Below are 22,856 nucleotides of genomic sequence, written 5' to 3'. Positions count from 1 at the left end.
CAGTTCGCCGTTATACTCGGCCCTCTGTTCTGGAGCTAGTGGCCTGTGTGGCTAATTCGTGCACTCAACTTCGGCGCCAGAACTTGCCAGACTGCGTTGCCAATCCTCGCCGTAGCGGGCTACGACTCGTCATGGCGCCTTGCCTGACAAGCCCTGGCACTCGAAGTTGAGTACTCGAATTAACCGTACAGGCCACCCGCATGATTTCTTTACCGATCGATGAAATTTTACCTGCCTTGCGTCAAGCCTTGGTCTCACGCCACGAAGCCGTGCTCGAAGCACCTCCCGGCGCCGGTAAAACCACCCGGGTCCCCTTGGCCCTGCTGAACGAAGCCTGGTTGGCCGGGCAGACCATCCTGATGCTTGAGCCCCGGCGCCTGGCGGCACGGGCGGCGGCCGAGCGGCTGGCCAGTGAGCTGGGAGAAAAAGTCGGACAAACCGTGGGCTATCGGATTCGCCTCGACAGCAAGGTCGGCCCGGATACCCGTATCGAAGTGGTCACCGAAGGCATCCTCACCCGCCGCCTGCAGGACGATCCGGCGCTGGAAGGCGTGGGATTGGTGATTTTCGATGAGTTCCACGAGCGAAGTCTCGACGCCGATCTGGCCTTGGCCTTGAGCCTCAACGGTCGGGAGCTGTTTCGCGAAGATCAGCCGCTGAAGATCCTGCTGATGTCCGCCACCCTCGAAGGCGAGCGCCTGGCCGGGCTGCTGGGCGATGCGCCGATCCTGCGCAGCCAGGGGCGGATGTTTCCCGTGACGGTGCGTTGGGGGCGTCCGTTTCAGCCCGGCGAGTTCATCGAGCCGCGACTGGTGCAGACGGTACTGGAAGCGTTGCACGATGAAACCGGCAGCGTGCTGGTGTTCCTGCCGGGCCAGGCGGAGATCCGCCGTGTCCATCAACAACTGGCCGATGCCTTGGGCGAAAACAGCGATGTGTTGCTGTGCCCGCTGCACGGCGAACTGGACCTCGCGGCTCAGCGCGCCGCCATCGACCCGGCGCCCCCTGGTCGGCGCAAAGTGGTGCTGGCGACCAACATCGCCGAAACCAGCCTGACCATCGACGGCGTCCGGGTGGTGGTGGATGCCGGCCTGGCCCGCGTGCCGCGTTTCGATCCGGGCAGCGGCATGACCCGTCTCGATACCCAGCGTATCTCTCGGGCCAGCGCCACGCAGAGGGCCGGTCGGGCCGGGCGGCTGGAGCCGGGGGTGTGTTATCGATTGTGGTCCGAGGACCAGCATGAGCAACTGGCCGCTTACGGCAGCGCGGAAATGCTCTCGGCGGATCTGGCCGGGTTGGCCTTGCAGCTGGGACGTTGGGGCGTGACGCCGCAGCAACTGGTCTGGCTCGACGTGCCGCCGCCCGCCGCTTATGCCCAGGCCCAGGATTTGTTGCAACGTCTGGGCGCCCTGGATGGCGAGCAACTGACGCGTCACGGCCAGGCCATGGCCGAGTTGCCAGCGCACCCGCGAATCGCTCATCTGCTTCTGCGTGGCCAGGCATTGGGGCTGGCGGAGATGGCGTGCAACGTCGCGGCATTATTGGGCGAGCGGGATATTCTCCGGGGCGCGGGAGCGGACCTGCACAGCCGCCTGGCCTTGCTGTCCGGCGAGGAGCGGGCGGCACGCGGTGCTCAGGGCGGCGTGCAGCGGGCTCGGCAACTGGCCCGGCAGTATCGGGGCTACTTGCGAGGCAAGGCCGAAGCTGCGGTGAACGATCCCGATCATCCCCGCTGGCTCGGTGCATTATTGGCCCTGGCTTATCCGGATCGCGTGGCTCAGCAGCGACGGCCTGGTGGCGCGGAATATCGTCTGGCCAATGGTCGTGCGGCGTTGTTCGCCGAGGCCGACAGCCTGATGAAACAAGCGTGGCTGGTGATCGCAGATCTTGGCAGCCGCCAGGGGCAGCGGGAAGAACGGATCTACCTGGCGACGGATTTCGACCCGGCGCTGTTCGATTCGGTGCTGGCCGAGCAAGTGCATACGGTGGATCAGCTGGACTGGGACGAGCGCGAAGGCGTGCTTCGGGCCGAGCGCCAGCGCAAGGTCGGCGAACTGGTGCTCAGCCGTGAGCCGTTGACCGGCCTGGACGAATCGGCCCGCAGTCAGGCGCTGGTAAACCTGGTGCGACGCAAGGGACTGGAGCTGTTGCCCTGGACCCCGGAACTGCGCCAATGGCAAGCGCGAGTGGCGCTGCTGCGCGCACTGGACCTGGAGGCCAAGGGCGAGAGCGAATGGCCCGACGTCAGCGACGCGACGCTGCTCGATCGCCTGGAGCACTGGTTGATGCCCTACCTGGGACGGGTGTCGCGGCTCAGTCATTTTGCCAGCCTGGACTTGTCGAGCATCGTTCGCAATCTGCTGCCCTGGCCCTTGCCGCAACGGCTGGATGAGCTGGCGCCGCAGCACGTGAGCGTACCCTCGGGCTCGTCGATTCGCCTGGACTACAGCGAGCATCCGCCGGTTCTTGCCGTGCGCTTGCAAGAGCTGTTCGGCCTGGCCGACACCCCGCGCATCGCCGGCGGGCGCCAGGTGGTCAAGCTGCACCTGTTGTCTCCGGCCCGCCGCCCGGTGCAGGTGACCCAGGACCTGGCGAACTTCTGGCGCAGCACCTATGCCGAGGTGAAGAAGGATTTGAAAGGGCGATATCCCAAGCATTACTGGCCGGACGATCCGCTGGTGGCGGAGGCGACGGCGCGGGTGAAGCCGCGTAAGTGAAGTCCTGATCTTAAATGTAAACCCTGTGGGAGCGAGCCTGCTCGCGATAGCGGTGTGTCAGTCGACATCAATGTTGCTGGTCTACCGCAATCGCGAACAGGCTCGCTCCCACAGGTGTCCGGCTATGGCGTAACGGGCAGCAGGAACCGCGCAATCACCGGCAAATGATCGGAGATCCGCAACGTGTCGTCTTGCCGCACCTGAGCCTCGACCCGTTTGATTCGGGGGCTGTAGAACAGGTAGTCGACGGTGCGGTCGGGGCCGTTGAGGCCGGGGTCGTTCGGGTAGTGGGTCAGCCAGTGCTTGCGGTCGATGCCGCTGGCCTCGTTGTTGGTGGGGATCATCGGGTACTTGTCCCACAGCAGATGCAACGGGCTGTCGGCGGAGTAGGGCGTGCGCTGCTCGGCGGGCAGGCGCAGGTACTGGCCCAGGGGCAGGAGGTTGAAGTCGCCGCCGATCAGCCAGGGCGTGCCGGCGGATTCGAGTTTGTCCAGGGCCTTGGCGACGGCGGTGACTTGCCGGGGCAGGGTTTCATCCGGCTCGGCAGCCCGCTCCAGATGGGTATTGAGGATCGCCAGCCGGCCGCCATCGCTCAGGGGCAGGTAGCTCACCAGCAAAGCGTTTCTCGGCTGGAACTGGCGACTGATGAAATTGGCCTTGGCCACCGGCAGTTGCACCCGTTCGGCCTGGTCGATGCGGTAGCGGCTCAGCGTTGCCAGTTGTCTACCGACACTGCCGAAAATGTGCGGGTCGGGGATGAAGTCGGCTTTCCAATCGAAGGCGCTGGTGCTGCATGGATAGAGGTCGGCGAGCCGTTCCTGCAACAGCTTGAGCTGGTTCTGGTAGTCGCTGGCCTTGGCGCCGTTGTCCAGCTCCTGGAGCAGGACAATGTCCGGTTGCTCGTCGCGAATGACCCGTGCCACTTCGTCGAGGCTGAAGGCCATGTCTTCCAGGGTCGGGCTTTCATCGTCGCCCTGGGCCAGGTCGTGCCAGAACACGTAGCGTTTGCCGGCCAGGAACTGCACGTTCCAGGTCATCACTTTCAAGGCCTGGCCGGGCATCAGCGGTGCGGCGTTGGCAGCGCAACTGACCGGCGCTGCTTCCCGGGCCTGTGGACGCCAGGTCAGGCCATAGATCGCCAGGGCGGCCAGGCAGAGGATCGCCAACAGGCCCAGCAAGGTGTTGCGCAGAAAACCGGTCATGGCTCGGGCTTTTCCGTGATCAACATGAAGATCCGGTACAGCACCACGCTGGTGAACAGTTGCAGGAAGCTGTGGACGCTGTCGATCAACAAGCCGATCGCCGGATTCTGAGGGGCCGGATACAACGAGACGCTGGCGCCCTTGAGCAGCCATAGCGGGCCCATCACGCCGAGGATGCATAACAGGATCCGCCAGAAACGACCGCGACTCATGCGCAGGCTTTCCTTCATCGCCGCCAGGGGCGTCAGGCCCCTGAGCACCAGCAGGTATTCACTGAACGCCAGGGTCACCATCAACCAAAGGCCAGGCAGCAGGTACAACGAGATACCCAGCAGGATCAACAGTGTGTTGAGGGCCGTCAGCACGGCGAAGCGTGGCCACAGGGTCAGGGCGGCGGCCAGCAGGTCGCGGGTGCGCGGCGATTCGCCGCGACTGCGGGCATCGAGAAACAGGATCAGCGCAGCGGTGTACAGCGGGTACACCAGCAGGCCGACGACCAAGCTGTAGCCAGGAAAACCGTCGGGGCCGACGGCACTGTCCACGCCTTGCTGCAACAGCGCCTCGAGTATCACCAGGGGCAGGCACAACTGGGCGATCCGGCCCAGATGGCGCTTGAAGAAATACAAAGAGTCGCGCAGCACGTCGAACGGATTCATGAGTCGGTATCGCAGTTCCAGAAGCGGTCCGACACTTTAACCGATCAGGCGCCCGCACGAGCAAACGTAAACATCAGGTAAAGAACATTGAAACCTTCCCGGCGAGCCCCATTACTGTCAGGCGCCGGTGCTTCGGGACCGGCATGTTTTTCTACCCGGCAATCTGATGAGGTCGCCATGAACAGCGAAGAACAAACCCTTATCGATGGACTGTTTTCACGGCTGCAACAGGCCGAAAAGGACTCAGCCCCGCGCGATGCCCAGGCCGAGGCGCGGATCAAGGAACACTTGGCCAACCAGCCTGCGGCGGGCTATTTCATGGCCCAGGCGATCCTGGTACAGGAGGCGGCGATCAAGCGCCTCGACGAGCAGAACAGGCAACTGACCCAGCAAATCGAGCAGTTGCAGGCTGACCTGCAAAGCGCTCGCAATCAGGCTCCGGCCGCGAGCGGTGGTGGTTTTCTCTCAAGTATCTTCGGCGGCAGCAACCGGGATACGCGGCCGACAGCAGCTCCGAGCGCTCCGGCCTCCAGCGGCGGCTGGCGGGAATCGGTGCGGCCTTCTTCTTTCGGCGCTGCGCCGGCCCAGCAAGGTTCTGGCGCGCCCCCCGCGGGTTACGGCGCACCGCTACAGCAGGCCCCGGCGGCCAGCAGTTTTCTGGGCGGCGCCTTGAAAACCGCAGCCGGTGTAGCCGGTGGCGTGATGCTGGCGCAGGGCATCAGCAGCCTGTTCCACAGCAGCCAACAGCCCCAGGAAATCGTCGAGATCCTCCGAGAAGAGCCGGCGCAGCCGGTCAATGATGCCGCTGACAACGGCGGCTGGGGCGATCACCAGCAAGTGGCCGACAACAATGCCTTCGGCAGCGACCAGGGCGGCTTCGACGACGCCGACTACAGCGACAATTCTTCCTTCTTTGGCGACGACGATTCCTACGTCTGAGCCTGCCATTCGTCCGGGGCGCGAGGCGCCTCGGACCGATTATTCGCGGAACGATCCACTGGGCTGGCATACTGGGCGCCTTTTCGGGGCCGGTGGCCTGACCCAGAGCCTGCGCGCTTGTGCATTCAAGAGGAACCGCGGTGAAGAAAATCGCAGTGTTCGCCGATGTCCAGAACCTCTATTACACCGTGCGCCAGGCTTATGGTTGTCACTTCAACTACGCGGCGCTGTGGGCCGATGTCAGCAAGCAGGGGCAGATCGTCGAGGCTTATGCCTATGCCATCGACCGCGGCGACAGCAAGCAGCAGCAATTCCAGCAGATCCTGCGCAACCTGGGATTCACTGTGAAGCTCAAGCCCTACATTCAGCGCAGCGATGGCTCGGCCAAAGGTGATTGGGACGTGGGTATCACGCTCGACATCATGGACGCCGCCGATCATGTCGACGAAGTGGTATTGGCTTCCGGTGATGGCGATTTCGACATGTTGCTCGAGCGCATCATCGCCAAGCACGGTGTACAGGCGGTGGCTTACGGCGTGCCGGGGCTGACCGCCAACTCGCTGATCCGCGCCGCCAGTCGCTACGTGCCCATCGAAGGCGCGCTGCTGCTCAAGAATTGATCGTTTACGGAGTTCAGACAAGTTTGGAACGCATCGCAGTCATCGACTTTGAAACCACCGGCATCACCCCCAGCAGCAGTTGTCGGGCCACGGAAATCGCCGTGGTGATCCTCGAGCGTGGGCAGATTGTCGACCGTTACCAGAGCCTGATGAATGCCGGCGTGCGCGTGCCTGCCTTCATCGAGCAACTGACCGGCATCAGCAACGCCATGCTGCGCAGCGCTCCCCCGGCCGAGCGGGTGATGAACGAGGTCAATGAATTCGTCGGCATCACGCCGCTGCTGGCCCATAACGCCGCGTTCGACCAGAAGTTCTGGGATTTCGAACTGGGTCGCATCAAGCGTACCCGGCTGCAGAATTTTGCCTGTTCGCTGCTGCTGGCGCGGCGCCTGATGCCGGCCGCACCCAACCACAAGCTCGGCACCCTCAACACCTACGCCGGTCTGCCCCATACCGGCCAGGCCCACCGGGCCATGGCCGACGCCGAAATGGCCGCCAACCTAACGGCGCACCTGGCATCCGAACTGCGGCAAACGCATGGGGTGCAGGCGTTGTCCCATGATTTGCTGTGCAGTTTGCAGAAAGTGCCGGCGGCAAAGATCGGCGAGCACCTCAAGCGGTATCGCGAAGGCTGAATACCATCGCGAACTCCCGCAGTTTTGGTTTGCAGTGAGTCTGCTATTTGTCATTGTCCTCCAATTGCCCCAGCGGCACCCACCTTTCAATGGTGGTGGACAGGCCCATCGAAGGCTTGCTGAAAAGTGTATGGGCCGGATAAACAGGTTTTGTAGCTTATTTTCCGTTCGTCGCTTTTTTAGAATAGCGTCTCTCCATTGTCCTGATTTCGAGCTGACCATGTCTGGCCCACGCCGTTTTCCTTTGCCGTTGATCGCTGCTTTTTTCGCCTTGTATGTCATCTGGGGGTCCACCTACCTGGTGATTCGCATCGGTGTCGAGCATTGGCCGCCGTTGTTGCTGGCGGGCATTCGTTTCGTGATGGCCGGCTCGCTGATGTATGGCTTTTTGCGCTGGCGTGGCGCGCCGGCACCGACCTGGGCGCAATGGAAGGCCGCTGGGCTCATCGGTGTGTTGTTGCTCAGTTTTGGTAACGGCGCGGTGAGCGTCGCGGAACACACTGGCGTGGCATCCGGCGTGGCGGCGCTGGCGGTGGCGACGGTGCCTTTGTTTACCTTGCTCTGTGGTTACTTCTGGGGCGCGCGCAATACGCGTCTGGAATGGGCGGGGATTGTGTTGGGGCTGATCGGCATCGCCATGCTCAACCTGGGCTCCAACCTGCAATCCAGCCCCCTGGGTGCGACCTTGCTGATATTCGCGGCGGCCTCCTGGGCCTTCGGCTCCGTACTGAGCAAGCACCTGCCGCTGCCGGCGGGCGCCATGGCCAGTGCCGTAGAGATGCTGGTGGGCGGTGTGGTGTTATTGATCGGCAGCTTCGCCAGTGGCGAGCACCTGGAACGCATGCCTGCGTTCGAAGGCTGGTTCGCCCTGGCTTATCTGACCTTCTTCGGTTCGATCATTGCCTTCAATGCCTACATGTACCTGCTCAAGCATGTGCGTCCGGCGGCGGCCACCAGTTATGCCTACGTCAACCCGGCGGTAGCGGTGTTGCTGGGGATCGTGTTCGCCGGTGAAACCATCGGTGTCGAAGAGGCCCTGGCGATGCTGGTCATCATCAGTGCCGTGGTGTTGATCGGGCTGCCCCAGTGGCGCAAGCCCAAGCCCGTGGCCTGATTTGAGGTAAACTGCCGCGCATTGCACACCTTGCGCTGATTTTCCTACGGTATTCCCATGACTTTCGCCACCCTTGGCCTGATCGAACCTTTGCTGCGCGCCCTCGAGACGCTCGGCTACCAGACCCCGACCCCGGTGCAGGCCCAGGCCATGCCTGCGGTGCTGGCCGGTCGCGACCTGATGGCCGCGGCCCAGACCGGCACCGGCAAGACCGCCGGGTTCGCGGTGCCGTTGTTGCAGTTGCTGACCACCGAAGGGCCGAAGGTCGCTTCCAATTCCGTACGGGCGCTGATCCTGGTACCGACCCGTGAACTGGCCGAGCAGGTTCATGAAAGCGTACGCCAATACGCACAGCACCTGCCGTTGAGTACTTACGCGGTGTACGGCGGCGTCAGCATCAATCCGCAGATGATGAAGCTGCGCAAGGGCGTTGACCTGCTGGTCGCCACGCCGGGCCGCCTGCTCGACCTGTTTCGGCAGAACGCCCTGAAGTTCAACCAGTTGCAGACCCTGGTGCTGGACGAAGCCGACCGCATGCTCGATCTGGGCTTCTCCGAGGAACTGGCGAATATCTACAAGGCGCTGCCGAAAAAGCGCCAGACGCTGCTGTTCTCTGCCACCTTCTCCGACGCGATCCGCTTGCTGGCCGGACAGATGCTCAACGATCCGCTGAGCATCGAAGTCAGTCCGCGCAACGTGGCCGCCAACACCGTCAAGCAATGGGTGGTGACGGTGGACAAGAAGCGCAAGCCGGAATTGTTCGTGCATTTGATGCGCAAGAACAAATGGAAACAGGTGCTGGTTTTCGCCAAGACCCGCAACGGCGTCGATGCGCTGGTGGAAAAACTCCAGGGCCTGGGCGTCAACGCCGACGGCATCCACGGCGACAAGCCCCAGGCCACCCGGCAACGCGCACTGGACCGTTTCAAGGTTGGTGAAATCCAGATCCTGGTGGCCACTGACGTCGCCGCCCGTGGGCTGGACATCGAAGACTTGCCGCTGGTGGTGAACTTCGATCTGCCCATCGTTGCCGAGGATTACATCCACCGTATCGGCCGTACCGGCCGGGCGGGTTCCACCGGCGAAGCCATTTCCCTGGTCTGCGCCGATGAAGTGAACCTGCTGTCCGCCATCGAAATGCTGACCCGCAAGACCTTGCCGCGGCAGATGGAACAGGATTTCGAGCCTGAGCACCGCGTGCCCGATACCGATGCCAGCGGTCAGGTCATCAAAAAACCGAAAAAGCCGAAGAAACCCAAGGCGTCGGGCGGTGGCGGCAAGCGCAACCTGGGCAAATGGGTGGACAGCGGGGACTCGGCGCCGGTTGAACCTTCGATCAAGCCTGTGCGAAAAGTGCCGGTGTTCAATACCGGGCCGCGTAAGCGTAAGCCTTGATGTGCTTCGTCTGGTAGATCGCGATAGGTGCGCCGCGGTTTCAATCCGTGCGCTGTAGCCACTCCAACATCCCCAGCCCCGCCGCCCGCCCGCTGGCAAAACACGCGGTCAGCAGATAACCACCGGTCGGCGCTTCCCAGTCCAGCATTTCCCCGGCGCAGAACACGCCGGGTATTTGCTTGAGCATCAGGCGTGTGTCCAAGGCTTCGAAAACCACGCCGCCGGCGCTGCTGATGGCTTCGTCCAATGGGCGGGTTTTCACCAGAGTGATCGGCAATGCCTTGATCGCCCGGGCCAGCTGCGTCGGGTCCGTGAAACAGTTGGCGGATGTCTGCTCTCGTAACAACGCAGCCTTGACCCCATCGATCCCCAATTGGCTGTGCAGGTGCTTGGCCATCGAGCGTGAGCCGCGAGGCTTGTTCAAGGCCTGGAGAACTTTATCCACAGGCCGGCCCGGCAACAGATCCACGTGAACCGTCGCACGGCCATCTCGGTTGATGGCCTCGCGAATCGGTGCCGACAGGGCATAGATCAGGCTGCCCTCCAGGCCGGTAGCGGTCAGCACGCATTCGCCGAGGCGTGGCACGTCATCGTTGAGGCCGATGGCAATGTTTTTCAATGGGGCGCCAGCAAATTTGCTGATCATCAGATCGCTCCAGCCCGGCACGTCGAACCCGCAGTTGCTGGGTTGCAACGGCGCCAGGGCGACGCCGCGTTGTTCCAGGGGCAGCATCCAGGCGCCGTCGGAGCCCAGGCGCGACCAACTGCCACCGCCCAATGCCAGCAACGTCGCGTCGGGCCGCCGCGTGATTTCGCCGTCCGGGCTGTCGATTCGCAGGCTACCGTCGGGGTTCCAGCCCTGCCAGCGATGGCGTGTATGAATTGCCACACTCGCATCCCGCAGCCGTTTGAGCCAGGCGCGTAGCAATGGGGCGGCTTTCATGTCGGTAGGGAATACTCTCCCCGAGCTGCCGACAAACGTATCGATGCCCAGGTCGTGGATCCATGTGCATAACTCATCGGCGCCGAAGGCTCGCAGCAGTGGAGCGAGGTTCGGTGCGCGTTCGGCGTAGCGGGACAGGAACGCCGGGAAGGGTTCCGAATGGGTGATGTTCATGCCGCCGACACCGGCCAACAGAAATTTCCTGCCCACTGACGGCATGCCGTCGTACAAATCGACCCGGACCCGGGCCTGGCTCAAGACTTCCGCTGCCATGAGGCCGGCAGGGCCGCCGCCGATGATGGCGATGGTTGGAGTGGCGGGTGGGACGGTCGAGGTCATGGCGTGGACTGCTGGGACGAGGATAAGCGCGGCATTCTATCAGCACAGATATTGTGGGAGCGGGCTTGCTCGCGAAAGCGGTGCCTCAGTCTACATCTTCGTTAACGGACACACCGCTTTCGCGAGCAAGCCCGTTCCCACACGGATGGAGGTGTTCTAGAGCTGTGATTAAAAAACAACCAAGGCCCTGCAAGCTATAGCCGGCCTGGGCTCCAGACCGTTTCGCTCAGGTTATCCACAGCCCGCTCCACAGTCATTGTGGGTAACGCACCCAGGTTTCAATGACAACCTGATGACACCCAGACCCTTTGTGCGCTGTGGTGCAGGATCCCGTGACGTCGGGCGAGGGCCTTGCGGTCCTTGCTGTAGCCGCCGCCGATCACCCCGACTACAGGAATGTCGCGGCTCAGGCAGTGGCGCATGACGCTTTCATCCCGGGCAGCGAGGCCTTCATCGGTGAGCTTCAGGTAGCCGAGGGCGTCGTCCTTGTGCACATCGACCCCCGCGTCGTAGAGCACCAGGTCCGGTTGATAGAGCGGCAGCAGGTAGTTGAGGGCATCGTCCACCACCTTCAGGTAAGCGGCATCCGTCATGCCCATCGGCAGTGGGATGTCCCAGTCGCTTTGGGCCTTGCGTGCAGGAAAATTCTTTTCGCAATGCAGGGAAACTGTCACTGCATCCGGAGTGTCATGGAGTATTCGGGCCGTTCCGTCACCCTGGTGCACGTCGCAATCAAAAATCAGCACCCGGGAAACGCGGCCGCAGGCCAGAAAATACCGGCTGATGACCGCCAGATCGTTGAAGATGCAGAACCCGGCAGGATGGTCGAAATGGGCGTGATGGGTGCCGCCGGCCAGATGGCAGGCCAGCCCGTGTTGCAGCGCCTGCTCGGCTGCCAGCAGCGAACCGCCCACGGCGCGTACCGTGCGGCGGGCCAGGGCTTCGCTCCAGGGCAGGCCGAGCCGCCGTTGGTCTTCCCGAGACAACTCGCCCCCCATGTAGCGTTCGATATAGGCGCGGTCATGGGCCAGGGCCAGGATCTCGGGCGAGCACAGAGAAGGGCGCAACAGGTCCGCGTCACGGGTCAGCCCGCTGTCCACCAAGTGATCGCGCAGCAGACGGAATTTGTCCATGGGGAAACGGTGGTCCGCCGGGAATTCGGGGCTGTAGTCTTCGTGGTAGATAAGCGGTAGCGGCATGGTGATTTCAGCGGCAATTGAGCAGTGAATCCTACCAGCGATGTAGACTTTGGGGATGGAAAGGGAGTGAAGATGGAGCTGATACTTGAACTGGAAAGCCCGCGCCTATTGTTGCGGCAATGGCGCGACGAGGATCTGCCGGAGTTCGCGGCCATGTCGGCCGATCCGCAGGTAATGCGTTATTTCCCCGCGCCCCTGAGTCGACTGGAAAGCGCCGCGCTGATCGGGCGTGTGCGAGGTCATTTCGCCGAGCACGGCTTTGGGTTGTGGGCGCTGGAGCGCAAGGATACCGGTGCCTTTATCGGGTTCACCGGCCTGGGCGTGGTCGGGTTCGACGCCCATTTCACGCCTGCCATCGAGATTGGCTGGCGTCTGGCCCGGGAGCATTGGGGCCTGGGCTATGCCAGTGAGGCGGCGTGGACGGCGCTGCGGTGCGGGTTCGACCGCCTGGGGCTGGAGGAAGTGGTGGCGTTTACCGCCGTCGATAACCAGCCATCGCAAAAAGTCATGCAGGCCATCGGCATGCACCATGACCCGGCCGACGATTTCGAGCATCCAAAACTCGCGGTCGATCATCCATTGCGTCACCATGTGCTCTACCGCATCAATCGTGAGCAGTGGCTGGAAACCCTGCACGGTTAGCCGACACGGACGTTTACAATGCCCGCCAGAGTGGCCCGGGCCAACAATCGATCCGCCGCCGCAGCACCGACTGCGCGGTATGTGCTGTGTGAGGAAAGTCTTAAATGAGCCACGTGTTGGAAGATCTGGTCGACCTGCTGACCCTGGAACCGATAGAAGAGAACCTGTTCCGTGGTCGTAGCCAGGACCTGGGGTTCCGCCAGTTGTTCGGCGGCCAAGTGTTGGGCCAATCGCTGTCGGCGGCCAGCCAGACCGTGGAAGAGGCGCGTCATGTACATTCGTTGCATGGGTACTTCCTGCGCCCGGGTGATGCCGCGCTGCCGGTGGTCTACCAGGTGGATCGGGTGCGTGATGGCGGCAGCTTCAGTACTCGGCGGGTCACCGCGATCCAGAAAGGCCATCCGATCTTTACGTGCAGCGCGTCGTTCCAGTACGACGAGCAGGGTTTCGAGCACCAAAGCGCCATGCCCCAGGTTGTCGGGCCGGAGAACCTGCCGTCCGAGCTGGAGCTGACCCAGCAGCGGGCGCACCTGTTGCCCGAGCACATGCGCGAAAAACTGCTGTGCCCCAAGCCGATCGAGGTGCGCCCGGTCACGGAAAAGGACCCCTACAACCCGCTGCCGGCCGATCCGATCAAATACGTGTGGTTCCGCGCCGATGGCGCCCTGGCGGATTCGCCGGCCCTGCATAAGTACCTGTTGGCCTATGCGTCGGACTTCGGTCTGCTGACCACCTCGATGCTGCCTCACGGCAAATCGGTGTGGCACAAGGACATGCAAGTTGCCAGCCTTGATCACGCCTTGTGGTTCCACGCCGACCTGCGCGCCGATGACTGGCTGCTTTACGCCATGGACAGCCCTTGGGCCGGTAATTCCCGCGGGTTTTCCCGTGGCAGTGTGTTCAACCGCGCCGGGCAACTGGTGGCGTCGGTGACTCAGGAAGGGCTGATCCGCCATCGCAAGGATTGGGCATGAGCCTGACGGATGTACGGCATTGGGTATTCGACATGGATGGTACGCTGACCATCGCCGTGCATGATTTCGCGGCGATCCGCGTGGCCCTGGCGATCCCGCCCGAAGATGACATCCTGACCCACCTGGCAGCGTTGCCGGCAGACGAAGCGGCGGCCAAGCATGCCTGGCTGCTGGAGCACGAGCGCGACCTGGCCCTCGGTTCCCGGCCCGCACCCGGTGCCGTCGAGTTGGTGCGCGAACTGGCCGGGCGTGGTGACCGTCTGGGGATCCTGACCCGCAACGCACGGGAGCTGGCCCATGTGACCCTCGAAGCCATCGGCCTGGCGGATTGTTTCGCCGTGGAGGACGTGCTCGGCCGTGACGAAGCGCCGCCCAAACCGCATCCCGGTGGCCTGCTGAAACTGGCCGAAGCTTGGAATGTGGCGCCCGAGTCGATGGTGATGGTGGGCGACTACCGCTTCGACCTGGACTGTGGTCGTGCGGCCGGCGCACGGACGGTGCTGGTCAACCTGCCGGACAATCCATGGCCGGAGCTGACGGACTGGCATGCGCGCGATTGTGTTGAGTTGCGGCGGATGCTTTTGGCTTGAAGTGGTATTTGGCGGGATGGTTCCATCGCGAGCAGGCCTGCCCAGTCGACACAAGGTTCATTGACCAAACAAAACCTTCAATCCCTCGGCCGAGTTGAACATCCCATCCCCATCATGCCCCACCCCGGGCACTTCGATCAGCCGCTGGTTCAGGCCAACGGGATGACGTCGGGTCAGATAGTCGAAGAAGAAGTGCCCGCGCAGCAGGCGATACGGGCCCTGGGTCTGGGCCTCGCAGCCTTTGTCCAGCGCCGGATGCTCCGGGTCGGTGTCCTGCTGTCCCAGCAGATAGACAATGTCGCGCTTGATGTAGTGCTCTTCCAGCTGGGCGGGCGTTTGCCCGGCGGCATAGGCGGGCAGGTTCTGGAGGCCATATTTCCACTGGTCGAAACTGGGGCAACTGGCGGGGGCGAAGGCCATGGGCCGTTGCGCATCGAAATAGGCATAGGAAGACGGGTTGGCGACGACGAAGCGCGGAGGAATCCGGAACGGCCCCCGGGCGAGCAGGGCGTAGCGCTGGACCACCTGGGCCCCGCCGGAATGACCTGCGATGACGATCTCCTTCACGTCGGGAAACTGCTGCCGGTCACTGACCCGGGCCATGATCTCGTCGAGTACCTGGAAGGAACTCAGCGGATGCGGTCCTGTGGACAAGCCGCCGGCCATCCATTCATTGCCTTGCCAGCGCAGGAGTTCGGCGGGCAGTTGGTGGCGCAGCACATCCTGTTCGTTGAGAAACTGCGGGGCGATGATCAAGGTCGTGGCCAGTTGCCCGGCCTGCCCGGCGGCTTTTTCGGCGCTGTGCAGATAGGTCTCGGCATTGCGCAGCCGACCGTGGAGGATGATCAGCACCCGTTGGATAGAGGCAGGAGGCGGTCCCACGGCCACGGCCATGGCGCCGCCCTTGAGTTGCAGTCGTCCTTGGGCGACGACGGCCACACCCTGTTCGCTTGCCTGAGCGAAGGTGCCGCACAGCACCAGCGCGATCACCGCTGCCCACTTCATCTACAGGTTTTTCGCCGCGAAGGTGTCGCACTGGCTGACCTGGCCCTGGGCGAACCCGGCCTTGAACCAGCGCACCCGCTGCGCCGATGAGCCATGGGTGAAGGAGTCCGGTACCACGCGGCCCTGGCCCTGTTGCTGCAAGCGGTCGTCGCCGATGGCATTGGCGGCGTTCAAGGCTTCTTCCACGTCACCCGGCTCCAGCCAGTTCAAGCGTTTCTGCGCATGGTTGGCCCAGACACCCGCCAGGCAATCGGCCTGCAATTCCTGGCGCACCAGCAGACCGCCGTCGCCTTCCATCTGTCGACCTTGCTGGCGAGCCTCCTGGATTTTTGCTGAGACGCCAAGCAGCGTCTGCACGTGGTGTCCGACTTCATGGGCGATGACGTAGGCCTGGGCGAAGTCGCCGGCGGCGGCGAAGCGTTGGGACATTTCCTGGAAGAAACTCATGTCCAGGTAAACCTGCCGGTCCGCGGGGCAATAGAACGGGCCGGTTGCCGAAGACGCCAGGCCGCACGCGGAGTTGACCCGACCGCTGAACAGCACCAGTTTGGGTTGCTGATACTGCCGTCCGGCTTGTTGGAATACCTGGCCCCAGGTGTCTTCGGTGTCGCCAAGGATCGAGCGCACGAATTCGGCCTGTTCATCGTTCGCGGGCGGGGCCTGGCGGGTCTGAGAGGAAGGGGGAGCGCTCTGGTCCATCTGTCCGGCGAGTTGTCCGAGAATCTGCATGGGGTCCTGGCCGGTGATCCAGCCGATGCCGACGATCAGCAGGACGGCCGTCAGGCTCAGTCCCTTGCCACCGCCGAAACGCATTCCGCCTGAGCTGCCCCCATCACCACGGGCGTCCACCACGTTGTCACTGCGGCGACCTTTTTTCCATAGCATGTGGGAATCCTCTGAATTGACCGTGTGAAGAGTGTTGTCCCTTGGCAAGATTGCCGCCAGTTCTCCTCTGAGCTTTCAGGCAATAGTTACCGATTTTGGTTCATCGACCACGAATCCGTCAGCGCGTCCGGATTTTGCATTAGACTTCGTTCGATCACTTGGCGACCTGTCAGGTGGGCAGGTTTCGGGATTTTTACATGACTGTCAGCACCCCGCTTTCCGGCGTCAACCAAGCCTTCAAGGGCATCCTGCTGATTGTCTTCGCGACGTTCCTCTTTTCCAGTCACGACGCTTTGTCGAAATACCTCTCGGGTTTCTATCCGATCATCATGGTGGTGTGGGCCCGTTATGTGGTGCATACGCTACTGATGGCGGGCATTTTCCTGCCCCGTTCCGGGTTGCGGGTGCTGCGTACCAAGCGCCCGCTGTGGCAACTGGCGCGGGCGTTGTGCCTGTTGGGCACCAGCCTGTTCTTCACCACGGCGCTGATGTATATCCCGTTGGCCGAGGCCACGGCGGTCAATTTCCTGGCTCCCGTGCTGGTCACCGCGCTGTCCGTGCCACTGCTTGGTGAGCAGGTGACACGGGGGCAATGGGTGGCGGTGATCTTCGGCTTCATCGGGGTGTTGATCATTGTCCATCCCGGCGGAGACCTGTTCACGCCTGCAGTGTTGCTGCCGTTCTGTTCGGCGCTGTTTTTCTGTTTCTATCAGTTGCTCACGCGCAAGCTCAGTGAGATCGACAGCCCGACCACCAGCAATTTTTTCGCTGGCCTGTGCAATACCTTGGTGATGAGCGCGCTGGTGCCGTTCTTCTGGCAAGTGCCCAGCCTGGTCCATGGCGCGATGATGCTGGCGTTGGGGGCCTGCGGGATGACGGCGCACTTGATGCTGACCCAGGCGTTCCGCTTTGCCGCCCCGGCGCTGCTGGCACCGTTCGGCTATTGTCAGATCGTGTTTGCCGGGTTGCTGGGGTGGTTGCTGTTCAGCCACACGCCGACAGTGACCACGGTGCTGGGTATCGTGCTGATTTGCTTGAGCGGATTGGCCGCCGCGTGGCAGCAGCGGCGGGCCTGATGGCTGGCAATACACGCCCCTGTGGCGAGGGATATAAATCCCCCGCCATAAAAAAGTGCCAGCCTTGATCGTTCGGATGTAGGGAATCAGTTTTCCAGTGTCGGAACCTTGCGCGGCGCCATGAAGTACATCCAGGTCAGGGCGATGAAGTACATGGCCGGGATCAGGGTGAACAGCACGGTGTAGTTATTGTTGGTCACGGTCAGGATGTGGCCCACCAGCTGGGTCATGAACATCCCGCCGATGGCCGCGCACATGCCGCCGAAGCCGAACACCGTGCTCATCATGTGCTTGGGCGTGTAGTCCATCACCAGGCTCCAGATATTCGCAGTCCAGGCCTGATGCGCGCCGATGGCCAGGGAGATCGCGAACACCGCCATCCACAGGTTGCTGGCACCGGCGGCCAGGATGACGCCGATGATGCAGCAGGCGAACAGCAGCATCGAGACCAGCCGCGCCTTGATCGGGTTGAGACCGCGACCGATCAGGAACGAAGAGAGGATGCCGCCGCCCACGCTGCCGACGTCGGCGGTGAGGTAGATGATGATCAGCGGGATGCCCATCTGGGTCACGTTGATGCCCAGGTTGTATTGCTGGTTCAGGAACGGGGGCAGCCAGTAGAGGTAGAACCAGAACACCGGTGCTGTGATCGAATAGGCCAGGGCGAAGGCCCAGGTGCCGCGCATGCGCAGGATCCGGGAGAAGGGCACGCGGGTCTGGTCCGGTTCGCTTTCACGCTGTATGTAATCCAGTTCCGATTGTTTGACGGTGGGATGGTCTTCCGGGTTGAAGTATTTCAGGCCCCAGAACAGCAACCAGATCCCGCCCAGCGCGGCCATGCACAGGAACGCAGCCTGCCAGCCCCACACCTGAAGAACCAGAGGCAACAGCATCGGCGTGAACATCGCGCCGACGTTGGTCCCGGCGTTGAAAATGCCCGTGGCCACGGCCCGTTCGCCCGCCGGGAACCACAGCCGCGTGGTCTTCACACAGGCGGGGTAATTGGCGGCTTCGGTCAGGCCCAGGATGAAGCGGCAGACCATGAAGCCCACTGCCGACGTGGCCAGGCCATGGGCACCGGTCGCCAGGCTCCAGAGCAGCACGGCACAGAAGAAGACGCGTTTGACGCCGATCCGGTCGATCAGCCGTCCTTGCAGCACGAAGCCAACCGCATAGCCGACCTGGAACCAGAAGTTGATGTTGGCGTAGTCCATCGCCGTCCAGCTCATTTCCTTGGCGAGGATGGGCTGCATGACACCCAGGGCGGCACGGTCGATGTAGTTCAGGGTGGTGGCGAAGAACACCAGTGCGAGCATGCCCCAACGGGTCTTGCCCACGGCCATGGCGCCGCGGATTTTGTCGCCGATGCCGCCAGTGGTGGCACCCATGCCGGGCGTCAGGGGAGAGCTTTGGGAAAGATTCATAACGTGTACCCGTTTTTGAAATTCTTATGGGTGATCGGGGGGGCATCCATTGGTGTCGGTGGTTTGGCCTGCATCAATGTGGGGCCGATGGTGCGCAGTGGACAAAAAATCGTCAATTCGGCATTCGGCCTTTATGTTCGATAATCGCCCAAAAAAACTAACTGGGTGGTACATATTAAATTGCCCAAAGAAACCGGCAACCCAATAATCGGCTCAATCTTTCAAAAGCGGCGCACCTTCTGTAGCCGATGCCTGTCCCGGGAGCCGAAGTCATGCAGCGTTCCATTGCCACCGTATCCTTGAGCGGTACCCTGCCGGAAAAACTCGAAGCCATTGCCGCCGCCGGTTTCGACGGCGTGGAAATCTTCGAGAACGATCTTCTCTATTACGACGGCAGCCCTCGGGAAATCCGGCAGATGTGCGCCGATCTAGGCATCGCCATTACGTTGTTTCAGCCGTTCCGTGATTTCGAAGGCTGCCGTCGCGATCGCCTGGCGCGCAACCTGGAGCGGGCCGAACGCAAGTTCGATCTGATGCAGGAGCTGGGCACCGACCTGGTGCTGGTGTGCAGCAACGCCTCGGCCGACGGCATGGGCGACGAGCGGATTCTGGTGGATGATCTGCGGTTGCTGGCCGAACGGGCCGGTGCTCGTGGCTTGCGCATTGGCTACGAGGCCCTGGCCTGGGGGCGGCACGTCAATACGTATCAGCAGGTCTGGAATATCGTGCGCCAGGCCGATCATCCCAGCCTCGGGGTGTTGCTCGACAGTTTCCACACCTTATCGCTCAAGGGCGATCCGAGCGCCATCGCTGACATTCCGGGCGAGAAAATCTTCTTCGTGCAGATGGCCGACGCGCCGATCCTGGCCATGGATGTGCTGGAGTGGAGCCGGCATTTCCGCTGTTTCCCGGGGCAGGGCGAGTTCGACTTGCCGGGCTTTCTGGCGCCGATCATCAAGAGCGGTTATACCGGGCCGCTGTCGCTGGAAATCTTCAACGACGGTTTTCGCGCCGCCCCTCCACGGGCCAATGCCGCCGACGGGCTGCGCTCGTTGTTGTATCTGGAAGAAAAGACCCGCCAGCGCCTGGCCGAAGAAGCCGCGCCTGCGACCAACACCGATATCCTGTTTGCCACGTCGCCGGCCAGTGAATACCACGGCATCGAGTTTCTCGAGTTCGCCGTGGACGACAGCCTGGGCGCCAAGCTCTCTCACTGGCTGGAGCGACTGGGGTTCGTCAAGGCCGGCGAGCATCGCTCCAAGAACGTGAGCCTGCTGCGCCAGGGCGATATCAATCTGATCCTCAACTGCGAACCCTATTCCTTTGCCCACAGCTTCTTCGAAGCCCACGGACCGTCGCTGTGCGCCACCGCCGTGCGGGTCAAGAGCAGCGCCAGCGCCCTGGAACGGGCCGTGGCCTACAAGGGCCAGCCCTACCGCGGGTTGGTGGGGCCCAACGAACTGGAGCTGGCGGCGGTGCGCGCCCCGGACGGCAGCCTGATCTACCTGGTGGACCAGGAGGCCGACGTTTATGGCACCGATTTCAACTTGCAGCCCGGCGCGGTCATCGGGGCCGGCCTCAAGCGCATCGACCACATGGCCATGGCGCTACCGGCCGACAGCCTGGACAGTTGGGTGCTGTTCTACAAGAGCTTGCTGGATTTCGAGGCCGACGACGAAGTGGTGCTGCCTGATCCGTATGGCTTGGTAAAGAGCCGGGCCCTGCGCAGCCGTTGCAGTTCGATCCGCTTGCCCCTGAATATTTCCGAGAACCGCAACACCGCAATCTCACACGCACTGTCGAGTTATCGCGGTTCCGGCGTGCATCACATCGCTTTCGATTGTGATGACATCTTTGCCCAGGTCAGCCGCGCCAAGGAGGCCGGCGTGCCGTTGCTGGATATTCCGCTCAACTACTACGACGATCTGGCCGCGCGTTTCGACTTCGATGACGAGTTCCTTAGCGAGCTGGCCTACTTCAACGTGCTGTACGACCGTGACGCTCAGGGCGGTGAATTGTTTCACGTCTACACTGAGCCATTCGAAGGGCGGTTTTTCTTCGAGGTCATTCAACGCAAGAACGGCTATGCCGGGTACGGCGCGGCCAACGTCGCGGTGCGGCTGGCGGCCATGGCGAAGTCTCGCAGCGGCGGTTTGCGGCACGCCAAGTTGTAGATAAATCGTAAACGCGGCGGTAAACGGCGACCCCGTGGCTTCCTTCACTGCACGGCGCGGCCCATAATCGCCAGCCTGTGCAGTGATGGCCGTGAGCCCGCAATGACTATGAATCCAGAACTGTCCGCCGCCGTCGACGAACCTGTCGCCGCGCCGCGCAAGAGTCGCAAGAACAACCCGGAGAAAACCCGGGAGAACATTCTTCAGGAAGCCATCGTCGAGTTCGTCCAGCAAGGCCTGGCCGGTGCCCGGGTCGACGCCATCGCCGAGCGCATCCACACTTCAAAGCGTATGATCTACTACTACTTCGGCAGCAAGGAGCAGTTGTACATCGAGGTACTGGAAAAACTCTACGGCGATATCCGTAACACCGAGAGCCGCCTGCACCTGGCGGAACTGGCACCGGTCGACGCGATCCGGCGCCTGGTGGAGTTCACCTTCGACCACCATGACCGAAACGTGGATTTCGTGCGCATCGTCTGCATCGAGAACATCCACAACGCCGAGTACGTGAAGCAGTCAGGTGCGATCAAGGCGATGACCAGCACCATCCTCGATTCGCTGGGTGTGATTTTGCGTCGGGGCGCCGAAGAGGGCGTGTTCCGCGCCGGCCTCGAGCCCTTGGATGTGCATTTGCTGATCAGTTCGTTCTGCTTCTATCGGGTTTCCAACCGCCAGACGTTCGGTGAAATTTTCCAGATCGACTTCTCGGATGAAGCGGTCAAGCGGCGGCATCGCGAGATGGTCTGCGAGTCGGTGTTGCGTTACCTGCAAGCCTGAACGCAGCCCCTGTGGGAGCGGGCTTGTTCGCGAATGCGATCTGACAGTCAACCTCTATGGCAACTGTGCGGGCCCCTTCGCGAGCAAGCCCGCTCCCACAGGGAAGCGTTTTCAATTCAGTGGTTCATGCTCTGAAAATGCGTCAGCATCCGCTGCACATCCGGTGCTACGCCGCTGAACAGTTCAAATGCCTTCACCGCCTGGAACACCGCCATGTGGCCGCCGTCCAGGGTGCGACAACCCAGGGTCCGGGCGTTACGCAGCAGTTCGGTTTCCAGCGGGAAGTAGACGATTTCGGCCACCCATAATTCGCCCCGCAACAACTCGACCGGCACCGGCATGCCGGGCAGCTTGGCCATGCCCATGGGGGTGGTGTTCACCAGCCCGTCCGCCTCGGCCATGGCGCTGGCAAGATCATGCCCGGCCCTGGCGCGGCCCGCTCCGAAATGCTGGTTCAGATTGTTCGCCAGCGCCTCGGCACGGCTGACCTCGACATCAAAGATGCTCAGTGTCTGTATGTTTTCTGCCAACAATGCGTGGGCAACGGCTGCACCAGCGCCACCGGCGCCCATCTGGACCACATGCCTGCGCGAAACATCGCTCAGCCCACGACGAAAGCCCTCGGCGAACCCCAGGCAGTCGGTGTTATGACCGACGCGTTTGCCATCCTTGAGCACGACGGTATTCACCGCACCGATGCCGCGGGCCTCGGGGGACAGCTCATCCAACAACGGAATAATCGCCTGCTTGCAGGGGAAGGTGATGTTCAGGCCGGTGAAGCTCATGTGCTCGGCGGCTTTCAGTAAGTCGGGCAGGGCGCTGCTGTCGAGTTTCAACATATCGAGGTCGATCAGACGATAGAGGTAGCGCATGCCTTGGGCATCCCCCTCGTGTTCATGAAGGGCGGGCGTTCGCGATGCCTGGATGCCCGCACCGATCAGGCCGGCAAGCACAGTGGTTTTCGACATGCTCATCAACCCTTCAACCGCTGACTGAAATGTTCGAGGGCCAGGCGATAGCCATGGCTGCCAAAGCCGCACATCACGCCGACGGCGACGGATGAAACGAAGGAGTGATGACGAAACGTTTCGCGCGCGTGGACGTTCGACAGATGAACCTCGATCACCGGCACTTCGCTTGCCACCAGTGCATCGCGGATCGCCACCGATGTGTGGGTCCAGGCCGCCGGGTTGATGACGATACCGGCGCAGCGGCCGCGGGCGCCGTGAATCCAGTCGATCAGTTCGCTTTCCTGGTTGGTCTGGCGAAATTCTACCGTGAGGCCGAGTTCTTCGGCCGTTCGACCGCACAGCGCCGAGATGTCCGCCAGGGTTTCATGGCCATAAGTCGCCGGCTCGCGGCTGCCGAGCAGGTTGAGGTTCGGGCCGTTGAGCACCAGAACGATTGGAGGCATTGCCGTTTCTCCACAATTTTATTATTGGCGTCGGCTGGTTCCAGCCGGTGGAGATAAATTGTACTAGATGGTTAATTTGGTCAAACGAAGCCGACGCCGTCGGCCATTAAGTGTTCGATGATCGAACGACGGC

At 62.4% G+C, this 22,856-nt stretch carries 21 protein-coding genes; 12 read left to right on the top strand and 9 right to left on the bottom strand.

What is annotated here, in order from left to right; genetic code table 11:
* Nucleotides 1-200 precede the first annotated feature (200 nt).
* On the top strand, nt 201-2,717 hold the full coding sequence (gene hrpB, locus AD666_RS11280) for an ATP-dependent helicase HrpB (RefSeq protein ID WP_053151724.1): 2,517 nt from the start codon (nt 201-203) through the stop codon (nt 2,715-2,717).
* A 122-nt stretch (nt 2,718-2,839) separates the two neighbouring features.
* Here hrpB and AD666_RS11275 read toward each other — a convergent pair whose 3' ends face one another.
* Nucleotides 2,840-3,919 carry an endonuclease/exonuclease/phosphatase family protein gene (locus tag AD666_RS11275; protein WP_053151722.1) on the bottom strand — a complete coding sequence of 360 codons (1,080 nt, stop codon included), beginning with the start codon at nt 3,917-3,919 and terminating at the stop codon, nt 2,840-2,842.
* On the bottom strand, nt 3,916-4,575 hold the full coding sequence (locus tag AD666_RS11270; RefSeq protein WP_053151720.1) for a YciC family protein: 660 nt from the start codon (nt 4,573-4,575) through the stop codon (nt 3,916-3,918). Before AD666_RS11270 ends, AD666_RS11275 begins: the two co-directional genes overlap by 4 nt.
* A gap of 177 nt (nt 4,576-4,752) precedes the next feature.
* Here AD666_RS11270 and AD666_RS11265 point away from each other — a divergent pair, with 177 nt between their 5' ends.
* The 5 genes from AD666_RS11265 (at nt 4,753) to AD666_RS11245 (ending at nt 9,278) form a co-directional block, all read left to right on the top strand.
* Entirely contained in the window at nt 4,753-5,514 is a 762-nt protein-coding gene (locus tag AD666_RS11265) for a DUF2076 domain-containing protein (protein WP_053151718.1), read from the top strand.
* Between the two features lie 140 nt (nt 5,515-5,654).
* Nucleotides 5,655-6,134 carry an NYN domain-containing protein gene (locus tag AD666_RS11260; RefSeq protein ID WP_053151716.1) on the top strand — a complete coding sequence of 160 codons (480 nt, stop codon included), beginning with the start codon at nt 5,655-5,657 and terminating at the stop codon, nt 6,132-6,134.
* Nucleotides 6,135-6,157: 23 nt separating this feature from the next.
* Entirely contained in the window at nt 6,158-6,769 is a 612-nt protein-coding gene (locus tag AD666_RS11255; RefSeq protein ID WP_053151713.1) for a PolC-type DNA polymerase III, read from the top strand.
* A 220-nt stretch (nt 6,770-6,989) separates the two neighbouring features.
* On the top strand, nt 6,990-7,883 hold the full coding sequence (gene yedA / locus AD666_RS11250) for a drug/metabolite exporter YedA (protein ID WP_053151711.1): 894 nt from the start codon (nt 6,990-6,992) through the stop codon (nt 7,881-7,883).
* Between the two features lie 57 nt (nt 7,884-7,940).
* Nucleotides 7,941-9,278, top strand: a complete 1,338-nt coding sequence (locus tag AD666_RS11245) for a DEAD/DEAH box helicase (RefSeq protein WP_053151709.1) — start codon at nt 7,941-7,943, stop codon at nt 9,276-9,278.
* Nucleotides 9,279-9,318: 40 nt separating this feature from the next.
* Here AD666_RS11245 and AD666_RS11240 read toward each other — a convergent pair whose 3' ends face one another.
* Complete coding sequence (locus AD666_RS11240) at nt 9,319-10,560, bottom strand: TIGR03862 family flavoprotein (RefSeq protein WP_053151707.1); 1,242 nt, start codon at nt 10,558-10,560, stop codon at nt 9,319-9,321.
* Between the two features lie 278 nt (nt 10,561-10,838).
* Nucleotides 10,839-11,759: a histone deacetylase gene (locus tag AD666_RS11235; protein ID WP_053151705.1), complete on the bottom strand. Its 921-nt coding sequence runs from the start codon at nt 11,757-11,759 to the stop codon at nt 10,839-10,841.
* A 72-nt stretch (nt 11,760-11,831) separates the two neighbouring features.
* On the opposite strand from AD666_RS11235, the gene AD666_RS11230 reads away from it, so the two are divergent.
* The 3 genes from AD666_RS11230 to AD666_RS11220 all read left to right on the top strand — a co-directional run bounded on the left by AD666_RS11230 (nt 11,832) and on the right by AD666_RS11220 (nt 13,965).
* Complete coding sequence (locus AD666_RS11230; protein WP_053151703.1) at nt 11,832-12,401, top strand: GNAT family N-acetyltransferase; 570 nt, start codon at nt 11,832-11,834, stop codon at nt 12,399-12,401.
* A gap of 104 nt (nt 12,402-12,505) precedes the next feature.
* On the top strand, nt 12,506-13,375 hold the full coding sequence (gene tesB / locus AD666_RS11225; protein WP_053151701.1) for an acyl-CoA thioesterase II: 870 nt from the start codon (nt 12,506-12,508) through the stop codon (nt 13,373-13,375).
* Entirely contained in the window at nt 13,372-13,965 is a 594-nt protein-coding gene (locus AD666_RS11220; RefSeq protein ID WP_053151699.1) for an HAD family hydrolase, read from the top strand. Before tesB ends, AD666_RS11220 begins: the two co-directional genes overlap by 4 nt.
* A gap of 57 nt (nt 13,966-14,022) precedes the next feature.
* Here AD666_RS11220 and AD666_RS11215 read toward each other — a convergent pair whose 3' ends face one another.
* Both AD666_RS11215 and AD666_RS11210 read right to left on the bottom strand, forming a co-directional pair.
* Entirely contained in the window at nt 14,023-14,970 is a 948-nt protein-coding gene (locus AD666_RS11215) for a hypothetical protein (protein ID WP_053151696.1), read from the bottom strand.
* Nucleotides 14,971-15,855, bottom strand: a complete 885-nt coding sequence (locus tag AD666_RS11210; RefSeq protein ID WP_053151694.1) for a neutral zinc metallopeptidase — start codon at nt 15,853-15,855, stop codon at nt 14,971-14,973.
* Between the two features lie 197 nt (nt 15,856-16,052).
* Here AD666_RS11210 and AD666_RS11205 point away from each other — a divergent pair, with 197 nt between their 5' ends.
* Nucleotides 16,053-16,931 (top strand): DMT family transporter, encoded by an 879-nt coding sequence (locus AD666_RS11205; RefSeq protein WP_053151692.1) that lies wholly within the window; start codon nt 16,053-16,055, stop codon nt 16,929-16,931.
* An 86-nt stretch (nt 16,932-17,017) separates the two neighbouring features.
* Here the strand turns inward: AD666_RS11205 and AD666_RS11200 are convergent, their stop codons facing one another.
* A complete protein-coding gene (locus tag AD666_RS11200) occupies nt 17,018-18,355 on the bottom strand; it encodes an MFS transporter (RefSeq protein WP_053151690.1) in 1,338 nt (445 codons plus the stop codon).
* Between the two features lie 272 nt (nt 18,356-18,627).
* Between AD666_RS11200 and quiC the strand changes: the two genes are divergently transcribed.
* Both quiC and AD666_RS11190 read left to right on the top strand, forming a co-directional pair.
* Nucleotides 18,628-20,529, top strand: coding sequence for a 3-dehydroshikimate dehydratase QuiC (gene quiC / locus AD666_RS11195; RefSeq protein ID WP_053151688.1), 1,902 nt, complete (start codon nt 18,628-18,630; stop codon nt 20,527-20,529).
* A 102-nt stretch (nt 20,530-20,631) separates the two neighbouring features.
* On the top strand, nt 20,632-21,309 hold the full coding sequence (locus AD666_RS11190) for a TetR/AcrR family transcriptional regulator (RefSeq protein WP_053151686.1): 678 nt from the start codon (nt 20,632-20,634) through the stop codon (nt 21,307-21,309).
* A 116-nt stretch (nt 21,310-21,425) separates the two neighbouring features.
* On the opposite strand, the gene AD666_RS11185 is transcribed toward AD666_RS11190, so the two are convergent.
* A complete protein-coding gene (locus tag AD666_RS11185) occupies nt 21,426-22,277 on the bottom strand; it encodes a shikimate dehydrogenase (protein ID WP_053151963.1) in 852 nt (283 codons plus the stop codon).
* Between the two features lie 5 nt (nt 22,278-22,282).
* A complete protein-coding gene (aroQ, locus tag AD666_RS11180) occupies nt 22,283-22,723 on the bottom strand; it encodes a type II 3-dehydroquinate dehydratase (RefSeq protein WP_053151684.1) in 441 nt (146 codons plus the stop codon).
* Between the last annotated feature and the right edge of the window lie 133 nt (nt 22,724-22,856).

Origin of the sequence: Pseudomonas sp. Pf153, assembly GCF_001269775.1 — a bacterium.
Taxonomy (GTDB): domain Bacteria; phylum Pseudomonadota; class Gammaproteobacteria; order Pseudomonadales; family Pseudomonadaceae; genus Aquipseudomonas; species Aquipseudomonas uvaldensis.
This window is presented reverse-complemented; position numbering and strand designations above follow the sequence as displayed.